The following is a 23241-nucleotide window of genomic DNA, read 5'->3' as shown; positions in this document are numbered from 1 at the left end:
GGGGCCCTCTGTCCTTCCGTCTGCCCGCTAGTCCTCGAGGCCGCCGATCACGCCGCCCGGGAACGGGTCGGTCGGGGTGTTGCCGCCCGTTGCACCGCCCGTGGCGCCACCCGTGGCGCCACCGGTCGCGCCGCCTGTCGCGCCGCCCGTGGCCCCCGCCGCCGTCTGGCCGCCGGGGCGGCCGCCGGGCTTGTTGTCGCCACCCGGCTTGCCGGGCTTGCCCGGCTTGTTCGGGTTCGGGTTCGGGGTGGTGGGCCGGCCGCCGCCCGCCGGCATGCCGGTCTCCGGCCCGAGGCCGACCGTGACGAAGTTCGCCGACTCCCGGCCGTCCAGCGCGCCCGAGACCGCCTGCTTCCAGATCGGGCCGGGCAGCCCGCCGCCGTAGACCTTGTCGTAGTACTGGCCGCCGATGGTGATGTTCTCCATCGAGACCTGCTTCGCACCGCCCGAGCCGACCCACGTCGCACCCGCCATGTTCGGCGTGTACCCGACGAACCAGGCGTTGTAGCGGCTGTCGGTGGTGCCGGTCTTGCCGGCGCTCTGCCGGTCGGTCAGACCCGCCGCCGTACCCGTACCGGAGTCGATCACGCCGAGCAGCAGCGTGTTGACGGTGTCGGCGGTCTTCTCGCTCATCACGCGGTCGCACTTCGACTTCGGCACGGCCAGCGCCTTGCCGTGCGCGTCGGTGATGGACTCGAGGGCGACCGGGGTGCAGTACACGCCGCGGTTGGCGAAGGTCGCGTACGCGTTCGCCATGGTCAGCGGGGACATGCCCTCGGTGCCGAGCGCGATCGCCGGGACCTCCGGCAGCTTCGTCCCGTCGGCCGGGATCACGCCGAGCCTGGTGGTCATCTCGGTCACGGGGCAGAGCCCGTTCTCGGAGATCATCTCCACGAAGTACGTGTTGACCGACTTGGCCATCGCGTCCTTCATCGCGTACGGGCCGACCTCGGACTCCGACTCGTTCTCCACCCGGTCGTGCGAGGTGTTGACCCACGGCTTGTCGCCGCAGGTCTGCACCGGACTCGGGTACTCCATGTCGTGCGGGGACTGGTACGTCTTGCCCGGCGCCACGCCCCGCTCCAGGGCCGCGGCCGCGACGAAGGGCTTGAAGGTCGAACCGGTCGGGAAGCCGAAGTTCGATCCGCCCATCCGCTTGTCGACCGAGAAGTTGATCTGCGTCTCGTTCTTCCCGAAGCCGTACGGCTTGGACTGGCCCATCCCGAGCACCCGGCCCGTACCCGGCTGCACCAGGGTGACGGCCGTGGCGACCTTGTCGTCCTGGTTGACGTGGTCCTTGATCGACTCGTTGACGGACTCCTGGGACTGCGGGTCCAGCGTCGTCCGCACCGTCAGGCCGCCCTGGTTCCAGAGCTTGGCCCGCTCCTCGCGGGTCTTGCCGAAGACCGGGTCGGTCAGGAAGGTGTTGCGCACGTAGTCGCAGAAGAAGCCCGCGCCCTTGACCGCGGTGATGCAGCCGTTCTTCGGCCGTGTCACCTTCAGCGTCACCGGCTTCTTCTTCGCCTCGTCCGCCTCGGCCTGCGAGATGTCCTTCATGTCGGCCATCCGCTGGAGGACGACGTTCCGGCGCTTCATCGCCTCCTGCGCGTCGTTCACCGGGTCGAACCGGCTCGGCGACTGCACCACGCCCGCCAGCAGCGCCGACTCGTCCAGGGTCAGGTCCTTGGCCGGCTTGCTGAAGTAGCGCTGAGCGGCGGATTCGATTCCGTATGCCTGCTGGCCGAAGTACGTGATGTTGAGGTAGTTCTCGAGGATCTTCTTCTTCCCGAGTTCCTCCTCGACCTGGATCGCGTACTTCAGCTCGCGGACCTTGCGGCCGAGGCTCTTCTCCTGGGCCTCGCGCACCTTGGTCTCGTCATCGCCGGCCTCTTCGACGAACACGTTCTTCACGTACTGCTGCGTGAGCGTGGAGGCGCCCTGTGCGGCTCCGCCCTCCTGGGCGTTGCGGTTGACCGCGCGCAGGATGCCCTTCGCGTCGACCGCGCCGTGCTCGTAGAAACGCGAGTCCTCGATCGCGACGATCGCCTTCTGCATGTACGGGGAGATGGCCGTCAGCGGCACCACCTGCCGGTCCCGCGAATAGACCGTGGCGATCAAGCCACCCTCGGCGTCCAGAATCGTCGTGCGCTGACTCAGCGGCGGTGTCTTGAGATTGGCCGGGATCTCGTCGAATCCCTCGACCGTTCCCTTGGCGGCGAGCCCCAGGGCGCCTGCGCCCGGGATCGCGATGCCGGCCAGCACAACTCCGGAGAGAACGGACACCCCGAGGAACTTGGCCGCCTGCTGCGGCCCCGTGAGCCCGGCGCCCGAGCGCTTCTTTCCCATGGAGGGCAGCCTACGTTCTCATTCGCCGGACACGCGCGAATGCCTTGGCCTAAGCTGTCCTCAACTGTCACAGCAGTGCGGTGCGACATCAACCCCTCGGCTTGATTTTCACCCTTCCCGAATGGGGTGGACTTACGTCCGAATCTCGCCCCTCACTCCGACGGTCGCCCGTCCACGGTCCGCCGATTCCACCCGAATTGCCGGAATGGTCGGGCATGTCGCCGGATCACTCCGTCGGGTGATCTGCCGCTTACCCATAGTCCGTTCGGACCATTCAAGATTGGGCCCGTCGGGGGTGTTGCACTGTGCCCGCCTTCCGTAACGTCCTCAACTGGCAGCGGTGAATATGCCGCTACCGCCGTGGGGGAGCCTCGATTCGGGAGAGGACGGCGCCGGGATGGGCTGGGTTACCGACTGGAGTGCGCAGGCAGCCTGCCGCACTACCGATCCGGATGAACTGTTCGTTCAAGGAGCGGCACAGAACAGGGCCAAGGCGGTGTGCACCGGATGTCCGGTGCGGACCGAGTGCCTGGCCGACGCGCTCGACAATCGTGTCGAGTTCGGAGTATGGGGCGGAATGACCGAGCGGGAGCGTCGCGCACTGCTGCGCCGGCGCCCCACCGTCACCTCGTGGCGACGGCTGCTCGAAACCGCCCGCACGGAGTACGAGCGCAGTACGGGCATCCTCACCGTGGATGTCGATGCGGACATGGCGGACATCGACGTCGCGTACGAGACGTACGCGGCAGCCGGGTAGGCCGTACGAACGGGTAGGCCTGCGAACGCCTATGCTCCGGCCGGCACCCCGGCCGCGAGTCGCTCTCCGATGGCCCGCAGCCCGGCGAGGTCGTGCACGTCGCCGGGCAGGGCGGCCACCTCGGCCACCGCGACCTCGGGGTGCAGCGAGGTGAAACGGTCGCGTGTGCGCTGTTCACGCGCGATCACCTGCATCCGCTCGGCATGCAGACGCAGCAGTCCCGCGGTGATCTCGTCCACGTCGGCGTCCACGTCGGCGTCCGTGGAGGCATCCACGGAGGCGTCGGCACCGGCGTCCGCCGCGTCGGCCCCTGCCCCGTCGGCTTCCGCGGCCGGGTCACGAAGTCCAGCATTCCCGGACTCCTGATCGACAATGCCGCCTTCTTCAAGATTCTCTGCGGCGGCCAACGCCCGCTCCGCGGACAGCTGGTCGGCGCCGCTGCCGTGCACCCGGTTCAGTACGAGCCCGGCCAGCGGCATGTCCTCCGCGGCCAGCCGCTGCACGAAGTACGCCGCCTCCCGCAGCGCGTCCGGCTCGGGCGCCGCGACCACGAGGAAGGCCGTGCCCGGAGCCTGGAGCAGCCGGAAGGTCGCGTCCGCGCGGGTGCGGAAGCCCCCGAACATCGTGTCCATCGCCGCCACGAACGTCTGTACGTCCTTCAGCAGCGAGGCGCCCATCAGCTTGCTCAGCGTGCCGGTCATCAGGGACATGCCGACGTTGAGGAACTTCATCCCCGCCCGGCCGCCCACCTTCGCCGGAGCCATCAGCACCCGGATGAACTTCCCGTCCAGGAAGGACCCCAGCCGCTTCGGCGCGTCGAGGAAGTCCAGCGCGGACCGGCTCGGCGGGGTGTCCACGACGATCAGGTCCCAGTCGTCGCGGGCCCGCAGCTGCCCCAGCTTCTCCATCGCCATGTACTCCTGCGTGCCGGCGAAGCCGGCCGACAGCGACTGGTAGAAGGGGTTGGCGAGGATGGCCTCCGCGCGCTCGGCGTCCGCGTGCCCCTCGACGATCTCGTCGAAGGTCCGCTTCATGTCCAGCATCATGGCGTGCAGTTCGCCGCCGTCCGCGCCCCCGACCCCCTTCACCCTGCGGGGGGTGTTGTCCAGCGAGTCGATCCCCATCGACTGCGCGAGCCGCCGCGCCGGGTCGATGGTCAGCACGACCACCTTCCGCCCGCGCTCCGCCGCCCGTACGCCGAGGGCCGCGGCGGTCGTGGTCTTGCCGACCCCGCCCGCGCCGCAGCAGACGATGATCCGCGTCCCGGGGTCGTCCAGCAGCCGGTCCACGGGCAGCCGCGGGGCCGCGTCCATGCGGGCGCCGGCCTTCGTTCCGGTCGTGACCTCGGTCATTCCTCGCCCGCCTGCTTCCGCAGCTCCGAGGCCAGCTCGTAGAGCCCGGCCAGATCCATTCCCGCGCCGAGCAGCGGGAGTTCGTACGTCGGCACGTCCAGCTGCTCCAGTACGGTCCGCTGCGCGCGCTCCAGCTCCACCCGGCTCGCGTGCTCGGCGGCCTGCGCGAGCAGCGGGTCCACCAGCCGCTCCGCGAGCCCGCCGCGGCGCGCGCCGCCCAGGCCCGCCCGGGACAGTGCCTTGGCCACGTCGGCCCGGCGCTCGCCGGCGGCGGCGCGCAGGGCGTCCTCGTCCAGGTGGTGCGGCCGCACCATGTTGACGACGACCCGGCCCACGGGCAGTCCGGCCTGCTCCAGCTCGGCGATCCCGTCGGCGGTCTCCTGGACGGGCATCTCCTCCAGCAGCGTGACCAGGTGGACGGCCGTCTCCGGGGACTTGAGCACCTTCATGACGGCCTGCGCCTGGTTGTGGATCGGCCCGAACCGGGCCAGCCCCGCCACCTCGTCGTTGACGTTCAGGAAGCGGGTGATCCGCCCGGTCGGCGGCGCGTCCATGATCACGTGGTCGTAGACGTACCGCCCGGTCTTGTCCTTGCGCCGGACCGCCTCGCACGCCTTGCCGGTCAGCAGGACGTCCCGCAGTCCGGGCGCGATGGTCGTCGCGAAGTCGATGGCGCCGAGCTTCTTGAGGGCGCGGCCGGCGGAGCCCAGCTTGTAGAACATCTGCAGGTAGTCGAGGAGCGCCCGCTCGGCGTCGATGGCCAGGGCGAAGACCTCCCCGCCGCCCGAGGCGACGGCGATCTTCCGCTCCTCGTACGGGAGCGCCTCGGCCCCGAAGAGCTGCGCGATCCCCTGCCTGCCCTCGACCTCGACCAGCAGCGTCCGTCTGCCCTCGCGCGCGAGGGCGAGCGCGAGTGCCGCGGCGACCGTGGTCTTTCCGGTTCCGCCCTTGCCGCTGACCACCTGGAGCCTGCTCACAGCGTCTGAGCCTAACCACTCGCCCCTCGGGCTGCGCATGAGCCCTCTGTCTCACGCGTTACGCTCGCCCCCATGACCAAGAAGTTCGAATACGCGACGGTCCCGCTGCTGGTCCACGCCACCAAGCAGATCCTGGACACCTGGGGCGAGGACGGCTGGGAGCTCGTCCAGGTCGTGCCCGGCCCCAACAACCCCGAGCAGCTCGTGGCCTACCTCAAGCGGGAGAAGGCATGAGCGGCGCTGTCGAGGCGAAGCTCGCCGAGCTCGGCCTGACCCTGCCGGACGTCGTCCCGCCGCTGGCCGCGTACCAGCCGGCCGTGCGCTCGGGCTCGTACGTCTTCACCGCGGGGCAGCTCCCGATGGTCCGGGGCAGCCTGCCGGTGACCGGCAAGGTCGGCGCCGAGGTCTCGCCGGAGCAGGCCAAGGAACTGGCCGCGGTCTGCGCGCTGAACGCCCTGGCCGCGGTGAAGTCCGTGATCGGTGACCTCGACAAGATCGAGCGCATCGTGAAGGTCGTCGGCTTCGTCGCCTCGGCCCCCGACTTCACGGGCCAGCCCGGCGTGCTGAACGGTGCGAGCGAGCTGCTGGGCGAGGTGCTCGGCGAGAAGGGCGTCCACGCCCGCAGCGCGGTCGGCGTGGCGGTCCTGCCGCTGGACGCCCCGGTCGAGGTCGAGCTCCAGGTCGAGGTTTCCGCTTCCTGACGCGCCGCGCCCCTTCCTGACGCGCCGTACCTCTTTTGACGCGCCACTCGCGCGCTTCGGCCCTGGCGGGCCCCACCGGCTTCGCGCCGCTGCGCCGGACTCCGTCCGGCGGCCCGCCGGGGCCGTTCGCGTCCGGCCCCGGCGGGCCGGCGTCCTCTTCCACCCGGTCCGACACCCGCCCGGGCCCGCTCCGGGGGGCTCTCGAACATCGGGCCGGATACCCGTAGCATCCCGACATGCCGAATGGTCAGCACGGTCAGCAGCAGCCCCCCGCCGGAGGCCAGTGGTACCCGCCGGAGTGGCCCGACCGCATCCGCGCGCTCATGGACGGTTCCCTCGTCCCGGTGGCACCCCGCCGGGCCGCCACCGTCATGCTGCTCCGCGACACCCCCGCCGGACCCGCCGTGCACATGCTGCGCCGCAAGGCCTCCATGGCCTTCGCGGGCGGCGCGTACGCCTACCCCGGCGGTGGGGTCGACCCCCGCGACGAGGACCACCTCGTCGGCTGGGCCGGTCCGAGCCGGGACGACTGGGCCGCCCGCCTCGCCACCGACCCCCGCACCGCCCAGGCGATCGTCTGCGGCGCCGTGCGCGAGACCTTCGAGGAGGCCGGCGTCCTGCTCGCCGGCGAGTCCCCCGACACGGTCGTGGGCGACACGACCGGCGACGACTGGGAGGCCGATCGGGTGGCCCTCGTCGCCCGCGAGCTCAGCTTCGCCGAGTTCCTCGACCGCCGGGGCCTGCTCCTGCGCTCCGACCTGCTCGGCGCCTGGGCCCGCTGGATCACCCCGGAGTTCGAGCCCCGCCGCTACGACACCTGGTTCTTCGTCGCCGCCCTCCCGGAGGGGCAGCGCACCCGCAACGCCTCCACCGAGGCCGACCGGACCGTCTGGATCCGTCCCGCGGACGCCGCCTCCGGGTACGACAAGGGCGAGCTGCTGATGATGCCGCCCACCATCTCCACGCTGCGCTCCCTGGAGCCGTACGGGAGCGCGGTGGACGCCCTCGCCGCGGCCACCGCCCAGGACCTGACCCCCGTACTGGCCGAGGCCACGCTGGAGAACGGGGAACTGGTGCTCAGCTGGCCCGGCCACGACGAGTTCACCAAGCACGTCCGACTCGGAGGCACCCCGTGACGAATGCGTCCGCTCTGCCCGGACAGCCCCGCGGAATCGTCACTTCGGGGCCCGCCACCGCCCGCGCGGTCAACATCCTGGCGCCCAACGCCTCCGCGATGACCCTGGACGGCACCAACACCTGGCTCGTCTCGGAGCCCGGTTCCGCGGAAGCCGTCGTCATCGACCCCGGCCCGCTGGACGAGGCCCACCTGCGGGCCGTCGTGGCGGCCGCCGAGCAGGCCGGCAAGCGGATCGCGCTGACCCTCCTCACCCACGGCCACCCCGACCACGCCGAGGGCGCGGGCCGGTTCGCCGAGCTGACCCGTACGAAGGTCCGCGCGCTGGACCCGGCCCTGCGTCTCGGCGGCGAAGGGCTCGGAGCCGGGGACGTGATCCGCACGGGCGGCCTGGAACTGCGCGTGGTCCCGACCCCCGGCCACACCGCCGACTCGCTCTGCTTCCACCTGCCCGCCGACCGCGCCGTCCTGACCGGGGACACGATCCTCGGCCGCGGCACCACCGTCGTGGCCCACCCCGACGGCCGCCTCGGCGACTACCTGGACTCGCTGCGCCGGCTGCGCTCGCTGACGGTCGACGACGGCGTGCACACGGTGCTCCCGGGCCACGGGCCGGTCCTGGACGACGCACAGGGAGCGGTGGAGTTCTACCTCGCCCACCGCGCGCACCGGCTCGCCCAGGTCGAGACCGCCGTGGAGGACGGGTACACGAGCCCGGAGGCGGTGGTCGCCCACGTCTACGCGGACGTGGACCGCTCGCTGTGGCCGGCCGCGGAATGGTCCGTACGGGCGCAGCTGGAGTACCTTCAAGATCACGGACTGATCCCCGGGGGACCCGAATGAACACGCTCTTCCTGCTGCTCGCGCTCATCGCCACGGCCTCGTGGATCACCTCGTCGGTGACCCTGCGCATGAAGGCACTGGAGCGCCGCTCGGAGCGGCTGGAGCGCCGGCTGGGCCTGCTCCTGGACCACTTCGGCATCGAGGAGCCGGAGCCGGCGGGGCTGGACGAGGTACGGGCGCTCGTGCGCGACGGCCGCACCGTGGAGGCCATCAAGGTCTACCGGCGGATCACCGGGGCCGGTCTGCTGGAGGCGAAGCAGGCGGTCGAGGCCCTGACCGAGGTCTGACCGCCGTACGCGCCGAGGTCCGGCCGCCGTACCCGGAGACGGCAGAGGGGCCCCGCCCGACCGGGCAGGACCCCTCCACGCACATCCGGAGCGCGGTCAGCGCGACCGCTTGGCCAGCCGCTCCACGTCCAGCAGGATGACCGCGCGGGCCTCCAGGCGGAGCCAGCCGCGGCCCGCGAAGTCCGCGAGGGCCTTGTTGACCGTCTCGCGGGAGGCGCCCACCAGCTGGGCCAGCTCTTCCTGCGTCAGGTCGTGCACGACGTGGATGCCTTCCTCGGACTGCACGCCGAAGCGGCGCGACAGGTCCAGGAGGGCGCGGGCGACGCGGCCCGGGACGTCGGAGAAGACCAGGTCGGACATCTGGTCGTTGGTCTTGCGCAGGCGCCGTGCCACCGCGCGCAGCAGCGCGGTCGCGACCTCGGGCCGGGCGTTGAGCCAGGGCTGGAGGTCGCCGTGGCCGAGGCCGAGGAGCTTGACCTCGGTCAGGGCGGTGGCGGTGGCGGTACGCGGGCCGGGGTCGAACAGCGACAGCTCGCCGATCAGCTCGCCGGGGCCGAGGACGGCCAGCATGTTCTCGCGACCGTCGGGGGAGGTGCGGTGCAGCTTCACCTTGCCCTCGGTCACGACATACAGCCGGTCGCCGGGGTCGCCCTCGTGGAACAGGGCGTCACCGCGTGCGAGGGTCACCTCGCCCATGGAGGCGCGGAGCTCCGCGGCCTGCTCATCATCGAGCGCCGCGAAGAGCGGGGCGCGCCGCAGAACGTCGTCCACGAGTGTCTCTCCTATGTCGACCGGCTCAGGGGGACCTGGTCCCCCATTTTGCCGGACGGCTCAAACAGTGCGATCAATCACTACCAAGGATGCCGGACGTACGCGTGTGCTGTGCGGTGAGAGGCCAATCAGAGTGGTGTTACCTGAGGTCCAGACGGGTGTCGGCGCCCGGCCTTAGGCTGGCCGGGTGTCCAACAAGCCGGTGAGAGCACAGGCCAAGGGGTCCGCAGGAGTGACGGGCGGCCCTAATTCAGCTGTGGGCGAACAAGCCCCCGAGAAGACGCCCGGGAAGCGCCGGACGGCCCAACCGAGCCCCCAGGGCAAAGGTTCGGCCAAGAAACCGGAATCGCATCTGGCGATGGTGCGCCGGGCCCGCCGCATCAACCGCGAGCTGGCCGAGATCTATCCGTACGCCCATCCCGAGCTCGACTTCCGGAACCCCTTCGAACTGCTGGTCGCCACGGTCCTCTCCGCGCAGACCACCGACCTGCGCGTGAACCAGACGACCCCGGCCCTGTTCGCCGCCTACCCGACCCCCGAGGACATGGCCGCGGCCGCGCCCGAGGATCTGGAGGAGATCATCCGGCCGACCGGGTTCTTCCGGGCGAAGGCGCGCTCCCTCCTCGGCCTCTCGCAGGCCCTGCGGGACGACTTCGGAGGGAACGTGCCGGGCCGGATCGAGGACCTGGTGACGCTCCCGGGAGTCGGCCGGAAGACGGCCAACGTGGTCCTCGGCAATGCGTTCGGAGTCCCCGGGATCACCGTGGACACCCACTTCGGCCGGCTGGTGCGCCGCTGGAAGTGGACGGAGCAGGAGGACCCGGAGAAGGTCGAGGCGGAGATCTGCGCGATCTTCCCGAAGAGCGAGTGGACGATGCTCTCGCACCGCGTCGTCTTCCACGGCCGCCGGATCTGCCACTCCCGCAAGCCCGCCTGCGGCGCCTGCCCGATCGCCCCGCTCTGCCCGGCGTACGGGGAGGGCGAGACGGACCCGGAGAAGGCGCGGAAGCTGCTCAAGTACGAGAAGGGCGGCCAGCCCGGCCAGCGGCTGAGCCCGCCGCCGGACTACCCGGGCCTCCCGGCCCCGCCGCTGGGCGCGGGCCAGGCCGCCCAAGCCGCCCAGGCGGCCCCGACCGGCCCCTGAGACCGGAACGCGGGAACGCGGAAGCACGCAGCACGACCGCGGGCCGCCGCACGGCGGCCCGCGGAGGAACGAATCCGGCCCGGGGCTGCGTTGTCCCCGTATCGGGACGGCGACGGTGTCGGCGACGGCAAGGAGCAGGGGTGCCTATGACGCGCGGAGCGCGGGACGACAGCGGTGTGACCCAGGCGGCCGCGCGGCCGCAGCGGGGCGGGCCGCATGCCCCGTACGAGGAGCAGGGCGCTCTGCGCGTCAGCACCCAGGGCCTGCCCGGGTGGCTCGGTCCCGTCGTCGAGGCCGCGGCGACCCTCAGGCCGACCCAGCTCAGCCGGTTCCTGCCGCCCGAGGACGGCCGGGGCCGCCAGTCCGCCGTGCTGATCCTCTTCGGCGAGGGCCCCCGCGGCCCCGAGCTGCTGCTCATGGAGCGCGCCGGGACCTTGCGCTCGCACGCCGGCCAGCCCTCGTTCCCCGGCGGCGCCCTCGACCCGGAGGACGGCGATCCGCACACCACCGGCCCGCTGCGGGCGGCCCTGCGCGAGGCCGAGGAGGAGACCGGGCTCGACCCCGCGGGCGTCCAGCTCTTCGGCGTCCTGCCGCGCCTGTACATCCCGGTCAGCGAGTTCGTGGTGACCCCGGTGCTCGGCTGGTGGCGCGATCCCAGCCCCGTCGGCGCCGTGGACCCGGCCGAGACCGCCCGTGTCTTCACGGTTCCCGTGGCCGATCTCACGGATCCCGATCACCGGGTCATGGCCGTCCACCCGAGCGGCCACCTGGGGCCCGCTTTCACCGTCGAATCCGCTCTGGTCTGGGGTTTTACCGCCGGAGTGATCGACCGGATCCTGCATTTCGCGGGATGGGAGCTGCCGTGGGACCGCTCGAGGCAGGTCCCCCTCGACTGGCGCGCATGAGACGGTGACCCTCGTGAACGTGCTGGACATCCTGTTGCTGCTCGCCGCCGTGTGGTTCGCGATCGTCGGCTACCGCCAGGGGTTCGTCGTCGGCATCCTGTCGGTGATCGGCTTCCTCGGCGGTGGTCTCATCGCCGTGTCCCTGCTCCCGCTGGTCTGGGACCGGGTGACCGACAACGGCACCCAGGTGTCCACCACGGTCGTGGTCATCGCCGTCGTCGTGATCATCGTCTGTGCCTCGATCGGGCAGGCCTTCACCACCCATCTGGGCAACCGCCTGCGCCGCCACATCACGTGGTCACCGGCGCGCGCGCTCGACGCGACCGGCGGGGCCCTGGTCAACGTCGTCGCGATGCTGCTGGTGGCGTGGCTGATCGGCTCCGCCCTCGCCGGGACGTCGCTTCCCACGCTGGGCAAGGAGGTCCGCAACTCCAAGGTGCTGCTGGGCGTGTCGCGGGTGCTGCCCGCCCAGGCCAACACCTGGTTCTCGGACTTCAGCTCCACCCTCGCGCGCAGCGGCTTCCCGCAGGTCTTCAGCCCGTTCTCGAACGAGCCGATCACCGAGGTGAAGGCACCCGATCCGGCGCTCGCCCGCAGCCCCGTCGCCGAGGCGGCCAAGCGCTCGATCGTGAAGGTCGTCGGTACCGCGCCGAGCTGCAGCAAGGTCCTGGAGGGCACCGGCTTCGTCTTCGCGCCCGGCAAGGTCATGACCAACGCGCACGTGGTCGGCGGGGTCGGCGAGCCGACCGTGCAGATCGGCGGCGAGGGCAAGCTCTACGACGGCAAGGTCGTGCTCTACGACTGGGAGCGCGACATCGCCGTCCTGGACGTGCCCAAGCTGAAGGCGCCCGCGCTGGAGTTCACGGACAAGGACGCGACGAGCGGCAGCGACGCGATCGTCGCCGGCTTCCCGGAGAACGGCGCGTACGACGTCCGCGCGGCGCGCGTCCGCGGCCGGATCAACGCCAACGGCCCGGACATCTACCACCGGGGCACCGTCCGGCGCGATGTCTACTCGCTGTTCGCGACCGTCCGCCAGGGCAACTCCGGCGGGCCGCTGCTGACGCCCGACGGCAAGGTGTACGGGGTCGTCTTCGCGAAGTCGCTCGACGACCCGAACACCGGGTACGCGCTGACGGCGGACGAGGTCCGCGACGACATCCGGATCGGGAAGGTCTCCGACCGGCGGGCCGACAGCCAGGGCTGCGCCCTCTGATCCGTGCGGGTCCGTGTGGGGCCCGTACCGATCGGAGGGCCCGTAGGGTCCGCAGGCCCCGTACGGGCGTGTCCGCGCGGGGCGCCCGTACGGGAAGGGCCGCGGCCGCGGCTACGTCCGTGGATGGCGCAGCCGTGCCGAGACCCAGCGGGCCCGGCGGCGCAGGATGCGTGGAATCCCGAGTCGGGGGTCGTGGCCGTCCCGGCCCGTCCTCCCGTGCATGCCCGGCGTCGCTGCCGGGCGGCGTTCGCGTGCGGTGTCACCGTAGTCGTGCGTCCAGCCCATACAACGAGCTGTGCCCGGGCCCCAAGGTCGGTAACCCCGTCCGGGGCGGCCAATTGGCCTATGCGCCAGGCAATTGAATGTTCGTAAGACAGTCGTACTGATGGCTGGTCAGCTGAGATCCCGTCGGGTCAGCGGTCCGGCTCGGGGTCCTTCAGCCAGTTCACCAGCTCGGTCGAGAAGGCCGAGGGGTCCTCCTCGTGGGGGAAGTGCCCGAGGCCGTCGAACAGCCGCCACCGGTACGGGGCTTCGACGTACTCCCCGGAGCCGGCCGCGCTCCGGGTCCGCATCACCGGGTCGAGGGAGCCGTGCAGGTGCAGCGTCGGCACGCGCACCGGTCGCTTCATCCGGCGGTTGAACTGGAGCCCGTCCGGCCGGGCCATGGAACGCATCATCCAGCGGTACGGCTCGATCGAGCAGTGCGCGGTGGACGGGATGCACATCGCCCGCCGGTACACGTCGAGGTCCTCCGCCGCGGGCGGCAGCGGCCCGGACCAGTCCCGGATCAGCTCGCCCACGAGCGCCCCGTCGTCGGCGACGAGCTGCCGCTCCGGGATGAACGGCCGCTGGAAGCCCCAGATGTGCGAACTGGCCCGGGTCTGGCCGAAGTCGGAGAGCATCGCCGAGCGCCAGCGCCGCGGGTGCGGCATCGAGGAGACCACGAGCCGGCGCACCAGCTTGGGGCGCATCACGGCCGCGGTCCAGGCGAGGTAGCCGCCCAGGTCGTGCCCCACGAGGGCGGCGTCCGGCTCGCCGAGGGACCGTACGACCCCGGTGATGTCGAGCGCCAGGTTCGCGGGGTCGTAGCCGCGCGGGGTGCGGTCGCTGCCGCCCACCCCGCGCAGGTCCATCGCGACCGCCCGGTATCCGGCGTCTGCGAGCGCGGTCAGCTGGTGCCGCCACGTCCACCAGAACTGTGGGAAACCGTGGAGCAGCAGGACCAGCGGCCCGTCGCCCATCTCGGCCACGTGGAACCGGGCCCCGTTGGCCGCGACGTCCCGGTGGGTCACCGTCCTCCCGCCGGGCACATCGATCCGGACCGCCGTCGCGGCGGTGGGCGGCGTGCTGGAGTCCGGAGAGGGCGCTGTCATGAGGACGAGCGTGCCACACCCACGGCCTGGTCACTCACCGACCGCGGGTGCGGCTTGACCGTCCCGACGACCGCCGCGGTCTGCTTGACGGAGGCGATGGTCTTCTCCGGCGGCTTGACCTTCTTGAACTTCGATACGGCGATCAGCGCCAGCAGGCCCGCGAGCAGCAGGAACGCCACGCCGACGATGAGGAACGACCAGGCCAGCCCGAGCCCGAGGTTGTGGATCCCGTACGCCGCGGCGAAGCTCAGCACGGGCAGGGAGAACAGGGCGAACACCCCTGCGATCCCGATGGCGGTGCCGCCGATGCCCACGCGCTTGACGTCCTGGCGGATCTCCGCCTTGGCGAGGGCGATCTCGTCGTGCACCAGGGCGGACATCTCGGCGGTGGCCGAGGCGACCAGCTGGCCGAGTGTGCGCTCGGCTCCTTGCGCCCCTTGGTCCACTGCGCTCATCGCTCTCTCCCTCTGTCTTCTGCCGTCGTCTGCTGTCGACGCCCCGCGCGGCGGCTGTCCTTCGCCCGTCACGGCGTCAGTTCAGATCATGCCGGACGGTCGCGCTCGGCGCTGGACCCGGTGGCCGCTTCGAGCGCGGCGGCCGTGGCCGCCTCGGCCCTGCGCCGGTGCTCCGCGGCCTTCGCCTCGTAGATCTTCGCCATCCTCAGGTGGTACTCCGGCTTGTCCTGCTCGTAGATGTCCGGGATGCCGTCGAGGTCCTCGTCGCGCTCCTCGTCCTCGGTGAGGGCCCGGTACTTGCGGTTGCGGAGCTTGAGCATGACGCTCGCGACCACGGCGGCGATGAGGGAGCCGAACAGGACGGCGGCCTTCACCTCGTCGGTCAGGGTCTCGTCGCCGGTGAAGGCGAGCTCGCCGATGAGGAGCGAGACGGTGAAGCCGATGCCGGCGAGGGAGGCCACGGCGAGTACGTCGGGCCAGGCCAGGTCCTCGTTGAGTTCGGCCTTGGTGAAGCGGGCGGCCAGCCAGGTGCCGCCGAAGATGCCCACGGCCTTGCCGACGACCAGGCCGAGGACGACGCCGAGCGTCTCGGGCCGGGTGAAGACCTGGGCGATGGAGTCGTCGGAGAGCGAGACCCCGGCGGAGAACAGAGCGAAGAGCGGGACGGCCAGGCCGGCCGAGACGGGCCGCACGAGGTGCTCGATGTGCTCGCCGGGGGAGGTCTCCTCGCCTTCCTTGCGGGAGCAGCGGAGCATCAGGCCCATGGCCACGCCGGCGATGGTGGCGTGGACGCCGCTGTTGTACATCAGCCCCCAGATGACCAGGGCGAGCGGGACGTACACGTACCAGCCGCGGACGCCCTTGCGGAGCAGGAACCAGAAGACGACCAGGCCCAGGACCGCGCCGCCGAGGGCCAGGAAGTCGATCTCGCTGGTGAAGAACACCGCGATGATCATGATGGCGAACAGGTCGTCGACGACGGCGAGGGTCAGCAGGAAGGCGCGCAGCGCGGACGGCAGCGAGGTGCCGATCACGGCCAGGACGGCGAGGGCGAAGGCGATGTCGGTGGCGGTGGGGACCGCCCAGCCGTTCATCGAGCCGCCGCCGGCCGTGTTGACCAGTACGTAGACCAGCGCCGGGACGGCCATGCCGCAGACGGCGGCGATCACCGGGAGGGCGGCCGCCTTGGGGTCGCGCAGATCGCCCGCGACGAGCTCGCGCTTGAGCTCGATGCCGGCGACGAAGAAGAAGATCGCCAGCAGTCCGTCGGCCGCCCAGTGCTGGATCGAGAGGTCCAGGCCGAGGGAGGCGGGGCCGATGTGGAAGTCGCTGACGGTGGAGTAGCTGCCGGAGAGCGCGGGGATGTTCGCCCACAGCAGGGCGGCGATGGCGGCCGCGAGCAGGAGCACGCCGCCGACGGTCTCGGCGCGCAGGGCGTCGGCCACGAAGCGCCGTTCGGGCAGGGAGAGCCTGCCGAGGAACTTGCGGTTGTGGCGGTCGGTGGGGCTGGGCGCGGCCACGAGGGGACACCTCCGGGTGGTTGGACGGCATGGCGGAACTCGTTGCCGACCAGACTTCCCGGCGCACCCTGTGGACTTGCTTTTTTACGCTTTCAATACTTTACAGGAGTGCGCGAGAACGAATCCGGCGATCTTCACTTTATGTGCGAAAGGGGCATCCGGCGCGATGTGCCGGATGCCCCTTCTCACTGTGCCGCTCGGTGTGCCGCTCAGTCCTCGCTGGAGGCGGACGGCAGCTTGTTCTGGATCAGGTCCATGACCGAGGAGTCCGCCAGGGTCGTGACGTCGCCGACCGCGCGGTCCTCGGCGACATCGCGCAGCAGGCGCCGCATGATCTTGCCCGAGCGGGTCTTCGGCAGCTCCTGCACGGGAACGATGCGCTTGGGCTTCGCGATCGGGCCCAGCGTGGCGCCCACGTGGTTGCGCAGCTCGCCGACCAGGGTGTCGGTCTCGGAGGCGCTGCCGCGCAGGATCACGAAGGCGACGATGGCCTGGCCGGTGGTCTCGTCCTTGGCGCCGACCACGGCCGCCTCGGCGACCGACGGGTGCGAGACGAGGGCCGACTCCACCTCGGTGGTCGAGATGTTGTGGCCGGACACCAGCATCACGTCGTCGACGCGGCCCAGCAGCCAGATGTCGCCGTCGTCGTCCTTCTTGGCGCCGTCGCCCGCGAAGTACTTGCCCTCGAAGCGGGACCAGTAGGTGTCGACGAACCGCTGGTCGTCACCCCAGATGGTGCGCAGCATCGACGGCCACGGCTCGGTGAGGACCAGGTAGCCGCCTCCGCCGTTCGGGACCTCGTGGCCCTCGTCGTCCACGACGGTGGCACCGATGCCGGGCAGGGCTCGCTGGGCGGAGCCCGGCTTGGTCGCCGTGACGCCGGGCAGTGGGGAGATCATCATGGCGCCGGTCTCGGTCTGCCACCACGTGTCCACGATCGGGCAGCGGTCGCCACCGATGTGCTTGCGGTACCAGACCCAGGCCTCGGGGTTGATCGGCTCGCCGACCGAGCCCAGCACGCGCAGGCTCGACAGGTCGAACTTCGCGGGGATGTCGTCGCCCCACTTCATGAACGTGCGGATCGCCGTCGGCGCGGTGTAGAGGACGGTGACGCCGTACTTCTGCACGACCTCCCAGAACCGGCCCTGGTGCGGGGTGTCCGGCGTGCCCTCGTACATCACCTGGGTGGCGCCGTTGGCGAGCGGCCCGTAGACGATGTACGAGTGCCCGGTCACCCAGCCGATGTCGGCGGTGCACCAGTAGACGTCGCTCTCCGGCTTGAGGTCGAAGACGGCGTGGTGGGTGTACGAGGCCTGAGTGAGGTAGCCGCCGGAGGTGTGCAGGATGCCCTTGGGCTTACCCGTCGTCCCCGAGGTGTACAGGATGAACAGCGGGTGCTCGGCGTCGAAGGCCTGCGGGGCGTGCTCGGCGGACTGGCGGCCGACGATCTCGTCCCACCAGACGTCGCGGCCCTCGGTGAACGCGGTGTCCTGGCCGGTGCGCCGTACGACGAGCACGTGCTCGACCTGCGGGCACTTCGCGACGGCCTCGTCGATGGCCGGCTTGAGGGCGCTGGGCTTGCCGCGGCGGTAGCCGCCGTCGGCGGTGATGACCAGCTTGGCGTCGGCGTCCTGGATGCGGGAGGCCACGGCGTCGGCGGAGAAGCCGCCGAAGACCACGGAGTGGGCGGCACCGACGCGGGCGCACGCGAGCATCGCGACGACGGCCTCGGGGATCATCGGCAGGTAGACCGCGACCCGGTCGCCGGCCTGGACGCCCAGCTCGGTCAGGGCGTTGGCGGCCCTGGAGACCTCGTCCTTGAGCTCGGCGTAGGTGATCGAGCGGCTGTCGCCGGGCTCACCCTCGAAGTGGATGGCGACGCGGTCGCCGTTGCCGGCCTCGACGTGCCGGTCCACGCAGTTGTACGCGACGTTCAGCTTGCCGTCCGCGAACCACTTGGCGAAGGGCGGGTTGGTCCAGTCGAGCGTCTCGGTCGGCTCGGTGTCCCAGGTCAGGCGGCGGGCCTGCTCGGCCCAGAAGCCCAGCCGGTCCGCGTCGGCCTGTGCGTACGCAGCCCCCGTCACGTTGGCGGCGGCGGCCAGGTCGGCGGGAGGAGCGAATCGGCGCTCCTCCTTCAACAGGTTGGCCAGGCTTTCGTTGCTCACGACATCTCCCTTTCCCAGGGTGTCCGTTGTGTCCCCGGGCATAGCTCATCAGTCAGCGGCCCTGGTGACAAGGGGTAGCCGAAAATTGGTTTAGACCTATATCACGGCCGGGCGGACGTGCAGAGTGGCCCCTTCCCGCTGCAGGGTGCGGGAAGGGGCCACTCTGTGACACGGATACCGGAGGTTACCGGTTCGTCCGCGTCCATGATCAGGATCCGCCGGTCACGGCGATTCGGTCATCATTCGGTCATCTTTCAGGCGTGCTGTCCGGCGTGCTGTCCGACGTGCTCCCCGGCCTGGTGCCCGACGCTGTCGAAGACCCGGCAGTCGAAGAAGTCCTCGCCCTCCGACAGCAGGTAGGCCTGCGCTTCGCCCACGTGGAAGTACATCCCGTGCAGCTCCAGCGTGCCCTCCGCGAGCCGCCGGGCCACCGATTCGTGGGCCCGCAGGTGCTCCAGCTGCTGCACCACGTTGGTCAGGCACAGCTGCTCCACCGCGTCCGCCGGGAGCCGGCCCGCGATCCGGGCCCAGGCGTGGTGGCGGCTGGCCATCCGCTCCAGGCTCGGCAGCCCGTGCCGCAGCCACCGGCGCAGCGGGGTCATCGGGCCCCCGGGCGTGGAGTTCAGCAGCGCCTGCATGGCCCCGCAGCCCGAGTGCCCGCACACCGTGATGCTGTCCACCTTGAGCACGTCCACCGCGTACTCGATGGCCGCCGCGACCGAGTCGTCCGTGGCCTCGGCGCCCGGCAGGGGGACCAGGTTGCCGACGTTGCGCACCGTGAACAGGTCTCCGGGGCCGCTGGCCGTGATCATGCTGGTCACCAGGCGGGAGTCCGCGCAGGTCAGGAAGAGCTGGGAGGGCCGCTGCCCCTCCCGGGCCAGCCGGGCCAGCTCCTCGCGGACGTGGGGTGCGGTGTCCCGCTGGAAGGCGCTGATCCCGTTGGCCAGTTGGCCGGCGCCCCGCCGGCGCGGTGCCGGTGCCGGAGCCGGGGCCGGGGCCGGGGTCTCCACGGCCTCCAGCGAGTCGGGAGCCGCTGCCGCGCCGGGGATCGTGGGCTCGGCCGCCGGCCTGTGGTCGCAGTGGTTCATCCACGGGGTCCAGGGGCGGCAGCACTGGTGCCCGCCGCGATGGGCCCCGCGGTGGTGGGAGCGCTGATCGGCGCGGTGCGTCTGGTGCGTCTGGTGAGGCTGGTGTGCCGGGTGGCCCTGGTGGGCCCGCTCCGCCCCCGCCATCCGGGTGGTGGAGCGGCCGGTGACCTCCAGCGAGCCCCCGTGCACCAGGTGGGCGTGCTGCCAGTCCTGCAGCGTCTCGTACGCCGCGTGGTCCATGAACGAGCCGTCCAGCTCCACCACCACGCGCCCGCCGGGCGGGATCTGGTTCAGCACCCGGCTCAGCCGGGGCACCGCGAGGAAGGTCAACTGCCCGCGCGCCCACACCCGGTGGACACCGTCCTGCACCTCGACCGTGATCCGGGTCCGGGCCAGCCGGTGCAGGGCGATCGCGACGGCCACCGCGATGCCGATGGCGACCCCCTCCAGGACCCCGCCGAGCACCACGGCCGCGATCGTCGTCACGTACACCACGATCTCGCGGTGCCGGGTGACCGTACGCAGATGCGTGGCGTTCACCATCTGTACGCCGAGCGCCATCACCAGGGCGGCCAGCGCGGCGAGCGGGATCAGGTCGAGGACCGGGACGAGCAGGGCGGCCGCGAGCAGGATCCAGAGCCCGTGCAGCATGACCGACCGGCGGCTCACGGCCCCGGACTTGACGTTGGCCACGCTGCGGACGGCCCCGCCCGCGATGGGCAGCCCGCCCAGCAGTCCGGAGAGCACGTTCGCCGCGCCCTGACCGCGCAGTTCCCGGTCGAGGTCGGCGCGCGGCGGACGGTGGCCCGTACGCCGCTGCGAGGCGATCAGCTTGTCGGTGGCGACCGCGGACAGCAGGGATTCCACGCTGCCGACCAGGGTGACCGTCAGGACGGCCGCGATGATGCCGAGGACCGGGCCCTCGGGCAGCTCGGGCAGGGCGTGGCTGCGCCAGGACGGCAGGTCCACCCTCGGCAGGGTCAGCCCGGTCAGCGTGGCGAACGCGGTGGCCGTGGCCACGGCGGCCAGCGCGGCCGGCACCTTGCGCAGCGCGAGCCCGATCCGCCCGGGCATCCGCGGCCAGCCGAGCAGGACGGCCAGGGTCAGGACGCTGATGCCGAGCGCGGCCGGATGCAGGTTCGCCAACTGGCCCGGCAGGCCAAGGACGTTGGCGAAGGCGGAGCTCTGCGGGGTGCCGCCGAGGACGATGTGCAGCTGGGCCAGCGCGATCGTGACGCCGACGCCCGCGAGCATGCCGTGCACGATGGCCGGGCTGACCATGAGCGCGGAGCGGGCGGTGCGCAGCGCGGCGAGCCCGAGCTGGCAGCAGCCGGCGAGCACGGTGATGGCGCAGGTGGTGCGCCATCCGTAGTGCTGGATCAACTCGGCGGTGACGACGGTGAGTCCCGTCGCGGGTCCGCTCACCAGCAGGGGTGTGCCGCCCAGGCGCCCGGCCACGATCCCGCCGACGGCCGCGGCCACCAGGCCCGCCTGGAGCGGGGCGCCGGTGGCGAGCGCGATGCCGAGGGAGAGCGGCAGGGCGATCAGGAACACGGTCAGGGATGCGGACAGGTCGGCGTGGAGATCGGCACGGTGGCCCTTGTGCGGCGCGCCTTCGGCCTTGGGGGAGGTGGCTGTCATAGGTCCCGTCTCCTCTGCGGAGGGATGAAGCGGCGGGAGTCTCAACACTCAGTAAATGAAAGGTAATGGAGAGTAAAGGATCGCGATAGGGAATAGGGGCAAATGGCCTAGAAATTAGCGCCCAGGGGTGATTAAGCATTTTGTACGGCTTGTCACATCATCTTCACGGCGGACCGCATGGGACGTTGCGGCACGGAAGACCCGCGATGGAACTGCGAGGAGAGGTGGACGGATGATCGCCGCCACGAAGAGGATCGCCGGCGGCCTGGTCGCCACGGCGTTGGTGCTGGGCGTCGCCGGGTGCAGCACCTCGGGACCCGCCAAGCCGTCCCCGGGCAGCCCGAACGGCAAGAAGGGGGCGGCGGCCCCGGAGGCCGCTCCCGGGAGCGTCAACCGGCCCATCGGTGACGGCTCGACGGCGTACACGGGTGCGCAGCCGAACGTGCGGAAGCCGCAGAAGCTGAAGCCCGGCGAGAAGCCGCCGCAGTTCGTGGTGTTCTCGTGGGACGGGGCAGGGGAGGACAGCCAGAAGCTCTTCTCGCACTTCCGCGAGGTCGGCAAGAAGTACAACGCCCGGATGACCTACTTCCTGAGCGGCGTGTACATGCTCCCGGAGGAGAAACGTTCCCTCTATACGGCCCCGCAGCACGAGTCCGGCCGCTCCGACATCGGCTTCGGCGATGTCCAGGGCATCAAGGACACGGCCGAGCAGGTCCGCGGGGCCTGGCTTGAGGGCAACGAGATCGGCACCCACTTCAACGGCCACTTCTGCGGCCCCGACGGCGGCGTGGGCACCTGGTCCGTGCCGGAGTGGAAGAGCGAGATCAACCAGGCCAAGTCGTTCGTGAAGAGCTGGAAGACGAACACGCCGGACCTGAAGGGCATGGAGGCGCTCCCGTTCGACTACGACAAGGAGCTCATCGGCGCCCGCACCCCCTGTCTCGAAGGCCAGAAGAACTTCATGCTGGCGGCCAAGGACATGGGCTTCCGCTACGACTCCAGCGGCATCAGCAAGCAGATCTGGCCGAAGAAGACGGACGGGCTCTGGGACGTCCCGCTGCAGCTCGTCCCCATGCCGGGCCGCGCGTTCGACACGCTGAGCATGGACTACAACTACCTGGTCAACCAGTCCGGTACGACCACGCAGGGCGACCCCTCGCAGCACGCGTACTGGGGTGAGCAGATGCGCGAGGGCCTGCAGCAAGCCTTCGACCGGGTCTACGCCGGCAACCGCGCTCCGCTGATCATCGGCAACCACTTCGAGTCGTGGAACGGCGGCACGTACATGAAGGCCGTCGAGGACTCGATCGAGTCGATGTGCACGCAGAAGGAGGTCCGCTGCGTGCCGTTCCGCGAGCTGGTGGACTGGCTGGACGCCCAGGACCCGAAGGTCCTGGAGTGGATGCGCGGTCTCGACGTCGGCGAGGCGCCCAAGGAGGGCTGGACGAAGTTCCTGACGGCGGGGCCGCCGGCCAAGCCGGCCGCCCCCGCGGTCAAGCCGGCTGCGGAGCCGGCCGAAGAGGAGTCGGGCGAGGAGTAGGGAGCTGCGGGCTCTCCCGCAGGACGAAATCGGGGTCGACCTGGGCAGCCAGGTCGGCCCCGGTCTTGGCGTTGCCCCAGCTCTCCGCGTTCCGCAGGTGGAAGTGGACCATCTGCGCGGTGTACCGCTCCCAGTCGCGGTCGGCGTACGAGTCGTCGGCCGCGTCCTGGAGGGACTGGAGGGCGAGCCGGTTGCTCGCTTCGAGCAGCTCGAACGCCGCGGGGCGGCCCTTCTCCATCGCCCGCACCCAGTCGGAGTGCCCGACGGTGACGAGCAGGTCCTCGCCGACCTCGTCCTGGAGGAACTCGATGTCGTCCGTGCCCTGCACCTTGTTGCCGACGACCTTGAGCGCGATCCCGAAGTCCCGCGCGTACTCCTTGTACTGGCGGTAGACGGAGATGCCCTTGCGGGTCGGTTCCGCGACCAGGAAGGTCATGTCGAAGCGGGTGAACATGCCCGAGGCGAAGGAGTCGGAGCCCGCGGTCATGTCGACGACGACGTACTCGTCCGGGCCGTCGACCAGGTGGTTGAGACAGAGCTCCACCGCCCCGACCTTGGAGTGGTAGCAGGCGACCCCGAGGTCCGACTCGGTGAACGGGCCGGTGGCCATCAGCCGCACGGGCTCCCCGTCGAACATCAGCGTCCGCGCGCAGGCCTCGTACACCGGGTTGTCCTCGGTGACCCGCAGCAGGCGCGATCCGGCGCCCGGCGGTGTGGTCTTGATCATCGTGTCGGCGGAGGCGATGCGCGGGTTGGAGCCCCGCAGGTACTCCTTGATCAGGGGCAGGTGCGCACCCAGGGCGGGCAGCGCGGCGGCCTCTTCCTCCCCGAGTCCGAGCGCGGCGCCCAAGTGCTGGTTGATGTCGGCGTCCACCGCGACGACAGGGGCCTCATTGGCTGCGAGGTGGCGGATGAAGAGGGAGGACAGGGTCGTCTTGCCGCTGCCGCCCTTTCCCACGAAAGCGATCTTCATGTTCACCAAGAGTAGTGGCTCCGTCGCTTTGCGTGGTGCCTGTAAGTGAAGA

The 23241-nt window shown here is 71.1% G+C and carries 20 protein-coding genes; 10 read left to right on the top strand and 10 right to left on the bottom strand.

The window, feature by feature from the left end:
* Nucleotides 1-27 precede the first annotated feature (27 nt).
* Nucleotides 28-2346 carry a transglycosylase domain-containing protein gene (locus tag K7B10_RS19480; RefSeq protein WP_229337548.1) on the bottom strand — a complete coding sequence of 773 codons (2319 nt, stop codon included), beginning with the start codon at nt 2344-2346 and terminating at the stop codon, nt 28-30.
* 397 nt (nt 2347-2743) lie between these two features.
* On the opposite strand from K7B10_RS19480, the gene K7B10_RS19475 reads away from it, so the two are divergent.
* Nucleotides 2744-3103: a WhiB family transcriptional regulator gene (locus K7B10_RS19475; RefSeq protein WP_229337546.1), complete on the top strand. Its 360-nt coding sequence runs from the start codon at nt 2744-2746 to the stop codon at nt 3101-3103.
* A 29-nt stretch (nt 3104-3132) separates the two neighbouring features.
* Here the strand turns inward: K7B10_RS19475 and bagB are convergent, their stop codons facing one another.
* A complete protein-coding gene (gene bagB, locus K7B10_RS19470; RefSeq protein WP_372481434.1) occupies nt 3133-4455 on the bottom strand; it encodes an ATPase BagB in 1323 nt (440 codons plus the stop codon).
* Nucleotides 4452-5432 carry an ATPase BagA gene (bagA, locus tag K7B10_RS19465; protein ID WP_229337545.1) on the bottom strand — a complete coding sequence of 327 codons (981 nt, stop codon included), beginning with the start codon at nt 5430-5432 and terminating at the stop codon, nt 4452-4454. Before bagA ends, bagB begins: the two co-directional genes overlap by 4 nt.
* Before the next feature lie 72 nt (nt 5433-5504).
* Here bagA and sp36 point away from each other — a divergent pair, with 72 nt between their 5' ends.
* The 5 genes from sp36 to K7B10_RS19440 all read left to right on the top strand — a co-directional run bounded on the left by sp36 (nt 5505) and on the right by K7B10_RS19440 (nt 8398).
* Nucleotides 5505-5666 carry a Sp36 family protein gene (gene sp36 / locus K7B10_RS19460; RefSeq protein WP_007264966.1) on the top strand — a complete coding sequence of 54 codons (162 nt, stop codon included), beginning with the start codon at nt 5505-5507 and terminating at the stop codon, nt 5664-5666.
* On the top strand, nt 5663-6133 hold the full coding sequence (locus K7B10_RS19455; protein ID WP_030866174.1) for a RidA family protein: 471 nt from the start codon (nt 5663-5665) through the stop codon (nt 6131-6133). The genes sp36 and K7B10_RS19455 overlap by 4 nt, the downstream gene beginning before the upstream one ends.
* A gap of 236 nt (nt 6134-6369) precedes the next feature.
* Entirely contained in the window at nt 6370-7269 is a 900-nt protein-coding gene (locus K7B10_RS19450; RefSeq protein WP_229337543.1) for an NUDIX hydrolase, read from the top strand.
* Nucleotides 7266-8111 (top strand): MBL fold metallo-hydrolase, encoded by an 846-nt coding sequence (locus tag K7B10_RS19445; protein ID WP_229337541.1) that lies wholly within the window; start codon nt 7266-7268, stop codon nt 8109-8111. The genes K7B10_RS19450 and K7B10_RS19445 overlap by 4 nt, the downstream gene beginning before the upstream one ends.
* Nucleotides 8108-8398 carry a hypothetical protein gene (locus K7B10_RS19440; protein WP_229337540.1) on the top strand — a complete coding sequence of 97 codons (291 nt, stop codon included), beginning with the start codon at nt 8108-8110 and terminating at the stop codon, nt 8396-8398. The genes K7B10_RS19445 and K7B10_RS19440 overlap by 4 nt, the downstream gene beginning before the upstream one ends.
* Nucleotides 8399-8494: 96 nt before the next feature.
* On the opposite strand, the gene K7B10_RS19435 is transcribed toward K7B10_RS19440, so the two are convergent.
* Nucleotides 8495-9169, bottom strand: a complete 675-nt coding sequence (locus K7B10_RS19435; RefSeq protein WP_003981529.1) for a Crp/Fnr family transcriptional regulator — start codon at nt 9167-9169, stop codon at nt 8495-8497.
* Nucleotides 9170-9425: 256 nt separating this feature from the next.
* On the opposite strand from K7B10_RS19435, the gene nth reads away from it, so the two are divergent.
* The 3 genes from nth to K7B10_RS19420 all read left to right on the top strand — a co-directional run bounded on the left by nth (nt 9426) and on the right by K7B10_RS19420 (nt 12434).
* Nucleotides 9426-10313: an endonuclease III gene (gene nth / locus K7B10_RS19430; protein WP_372481433.1), complete on the top strand. Its 888-nt coding sequence runs from the start codon at nt 9426-9428 to the stop codon at nt 10311-10313.
* 146 nt (nt 10314-10459) lie between these two features.
* A complete protein-coding gene (locus K7B10_RS19425) occupies nt 10460-11218 on the top strand; it encodes an NUDIX hydrolase (RefSeq protein WP_229337536.1) in 759 nt (252 codons plus the stop codon).
* Nucleotides 11219-11231: 13 nt separating this feature from the next.
* Nucleotides 11232-12434 (top strand): MarP family serine protease, encoded by a 1203-nt coding sequence (locus K7B10_RS19420; RefSeq protein ID WP_229345213.1) that lies wholly within the window; start codon nt 11232-11234, stop codon nt 12432-12434.
* Nucleotides 12435-12847: 413 nt separating this feature from the next.
* Here K7B10_RS19420 and K7B10_RS19415 read toward each other — a convergent pair whose 3' ends face one another.
* From K7B10_RS19415 to K7B10_RS19395, 5 genes are all read right to left on the bottom strand, one after another.
* Nucleotides 12848-13807, bottom strand: coding sequence for an alpha/beta fold hydrolase (locus tag K7B10_RS19415; protein ID WP_229337534.1), 960 nt, complete (start codon nt 13805-13807; stop codon nt 12848-12850).
* Complete coding sequence (locus K7B10_RS19410) at nt 13804-14262, bottom strand: phage holin family protein (protein ID WP_099890244.1); 459 nt, start codon at nt 14260-14262, stop codon at nt 13804-13806. Before K7B10_RS19410 ends, K7B10_RS19415 begins: the two co-directional genes overlap by 4 nt.
* Before the next feature lie 86 nt (nt 14263-14348).
* Entirely contained in the window at nt 14349-15782 is a 1434-nt protein-coding gene (nhaA, locus tag K7B10_RS19405) for a Na+/H+ antiporter NhaA (protein WP_229337532.1), read from the bottom strand.
* Nucleotides 15783-15991: 209 nt separating this feature from the next.
* Complete coding sequence (gene acs, locus K7B10_RS19400; protein ID WP_229337530.1) at nt 15992-17989, bottom strand: acetate--CoA ligase; 1998 nt, start codon at nt 17987-17989, stop codon at nt 15992-15994.
* A 212-nt stretch (nt 17990-18201) separates the two neighbouring features.
* The gene (locus tag K7B10_RS19395; RefSeq protein WP_229337528.1) at nt 18202-20676 is read right to left on the bottom strand and encodes a SulP family inorganic anion transporter; all 2475 of its coding nucleotides are present in this window, start codon (nt 20674-20676) and stop codon (nt 18202-18204) included.
* A 232-nt stretch (nt 20677-20908) separates the two neighbouring features.
* Here K7B10_RS19395 and K7B10_RS19390 point away from each other — a divergent pair, with 232 nt between their 5' ends.
* Complete coding sequence (locus K7B10_RS19390; RefSeq protein WP_229337525.1) at nt 20909-22216, top strand: polysaccharide deacetylase family protein; 1308 nt, start codon at nt 20909-20911, stop codon at nt 22214-22216.
* Here the strand turns inward: K7B10_RS19390 and K7B10_RS19385 are convergent.
* Nucleotides 22170-23189 carry an ATP-binding protein gene (locus K7B10_RS19385; protein ID WP_229337523.1) on the bottom strand — a complete coding sequence of 340 codons (1020 nt, stop codon included), beginning with the start codon at nt 23187-23189 and terminating at the stop codon, nt 22170-22172. The genes K7B10_RS19390 and K7B10_RS19385 overlap by 47 nt on opposite strands.
* Nucleotides 23190-23241: the final 52 nt, after the last annotated feature.

This window comes from Streptomyces flavotricini (genome assembly GCF_020639365.1).
Classification (GTDB): domain Bacteria; phylum Actinomycetota; class Actinomycetes; order Streptomycetales; family Streptomycetaceae; genus Streptomyces; species Streptomyces flavotricini.
Note: the sequence above shows the minus strand (reverse complement) of the source record. Positions and strands in the feature narration are given on the sequence as shown.

Excerpts from the sequence above, each read along its gene's own strand:
- K7B10_RS19480 (WP_229337548.1), bottom strand. The coding sequence starts at position 2,346 with ATGGGAAAGAAGCGCTCGGGCGCCGGGCTCACGGGGCCGCAGCAGGCG.
- K7B10_RS19475 (WP_229337546.1), top strand. The coding sequence starts at position 2,744 with ATGGGCTGGGTTACCGACTGGAGTGCGCAGGCAGCCTGCCGCACTACC.
- bagB (WP_372481434.1), bottom strand. The coding sequence starts at position 4,455 with ATGACCGAGGTCACGACCGGAACGAAGGCCGGCGCCCGCATGGACGCG.
- sp36 (WP_007264966.1), top strand. The coding sequence starts at position 5,505 with ATGACCAAGAAGTTCGAATACGCGACGGTCCCGCTGCTGGTCCACGCC.
- K7B10_RS19455 (WP_030866174.1), top strand. The coding sequence starts at position 5,663 with ATGAGCGGCGCTGTCGAGGCGAAGCTCGCCGAGCTCGGCCTGACCCTG.
- K7B10_RS19450 (WP_229337543.1), top strand. The coding sequence starts at position 6,370 with ATGCCGAATGGTCAGCACGGTCAGCAGCAGCCCCCCGCCGGAGGCCAG.
- K7B10_RS19440 (WP_229337540.1), top strand. The coding sequence starts at position 8,108 with ATGAACACGCTCTTCCTGCTGCTCGCGCTCATCGCCACGGCCTCGTGG.
- K7B10_RS19425 (WP_229337536.1), top strand. The coding sequence starts at position 10,460 with ATGACGCGCGGAGCGCGGGACGACAGCGGTGTGACCCAGGCGGCCGCG.
- K7B10_RS19415 (WP_229337534.1), bottom strand. The coding sequence starts at position 13,807 with ATGACAGCGCCCTCTCCGGACTCCAGCACGCCGCCCACCGCCGCGACG.
- K7B10_RS19410 (WP_099890244.1), bottom strand. The coding sequence starts at position 14,262 with ATGAGCGCAGTGGACCAAGGGGCGCAAGGAGCCGAGCGCACACTCGGC.
- acs (WP_229337530.1), bottom strand. The coding sequence starts at position 17,989 with ATGCCCGGGGACACAACGGACACCCTGGGAAAGGGAGATGTCGTGAGC.
- K7B10_RS19395 (WP_229337528.1), bottom strand. The coding sequence starts at position 20,676 with ATGACAGCCACCTCCCCCAAGGCCGAAGGCGCGCCGCACAAGGGCCAC.
- K7B10_RS19390 (WP_229337525.1), top strand. The coding sequence starts at position 20,909 with ATGATCGCCGCCACGAAGAGGATCGCCGGCGGCCTGGTCGCCACGGCG.
- K7B10_RS19385 (WP_229337523.1), bottom strand. The coding sequence starts at position 23,189 with ATGAAGATCGCTTTCGTGGGAAAGGGCGGCAGCGGCAAGACGACCCTG.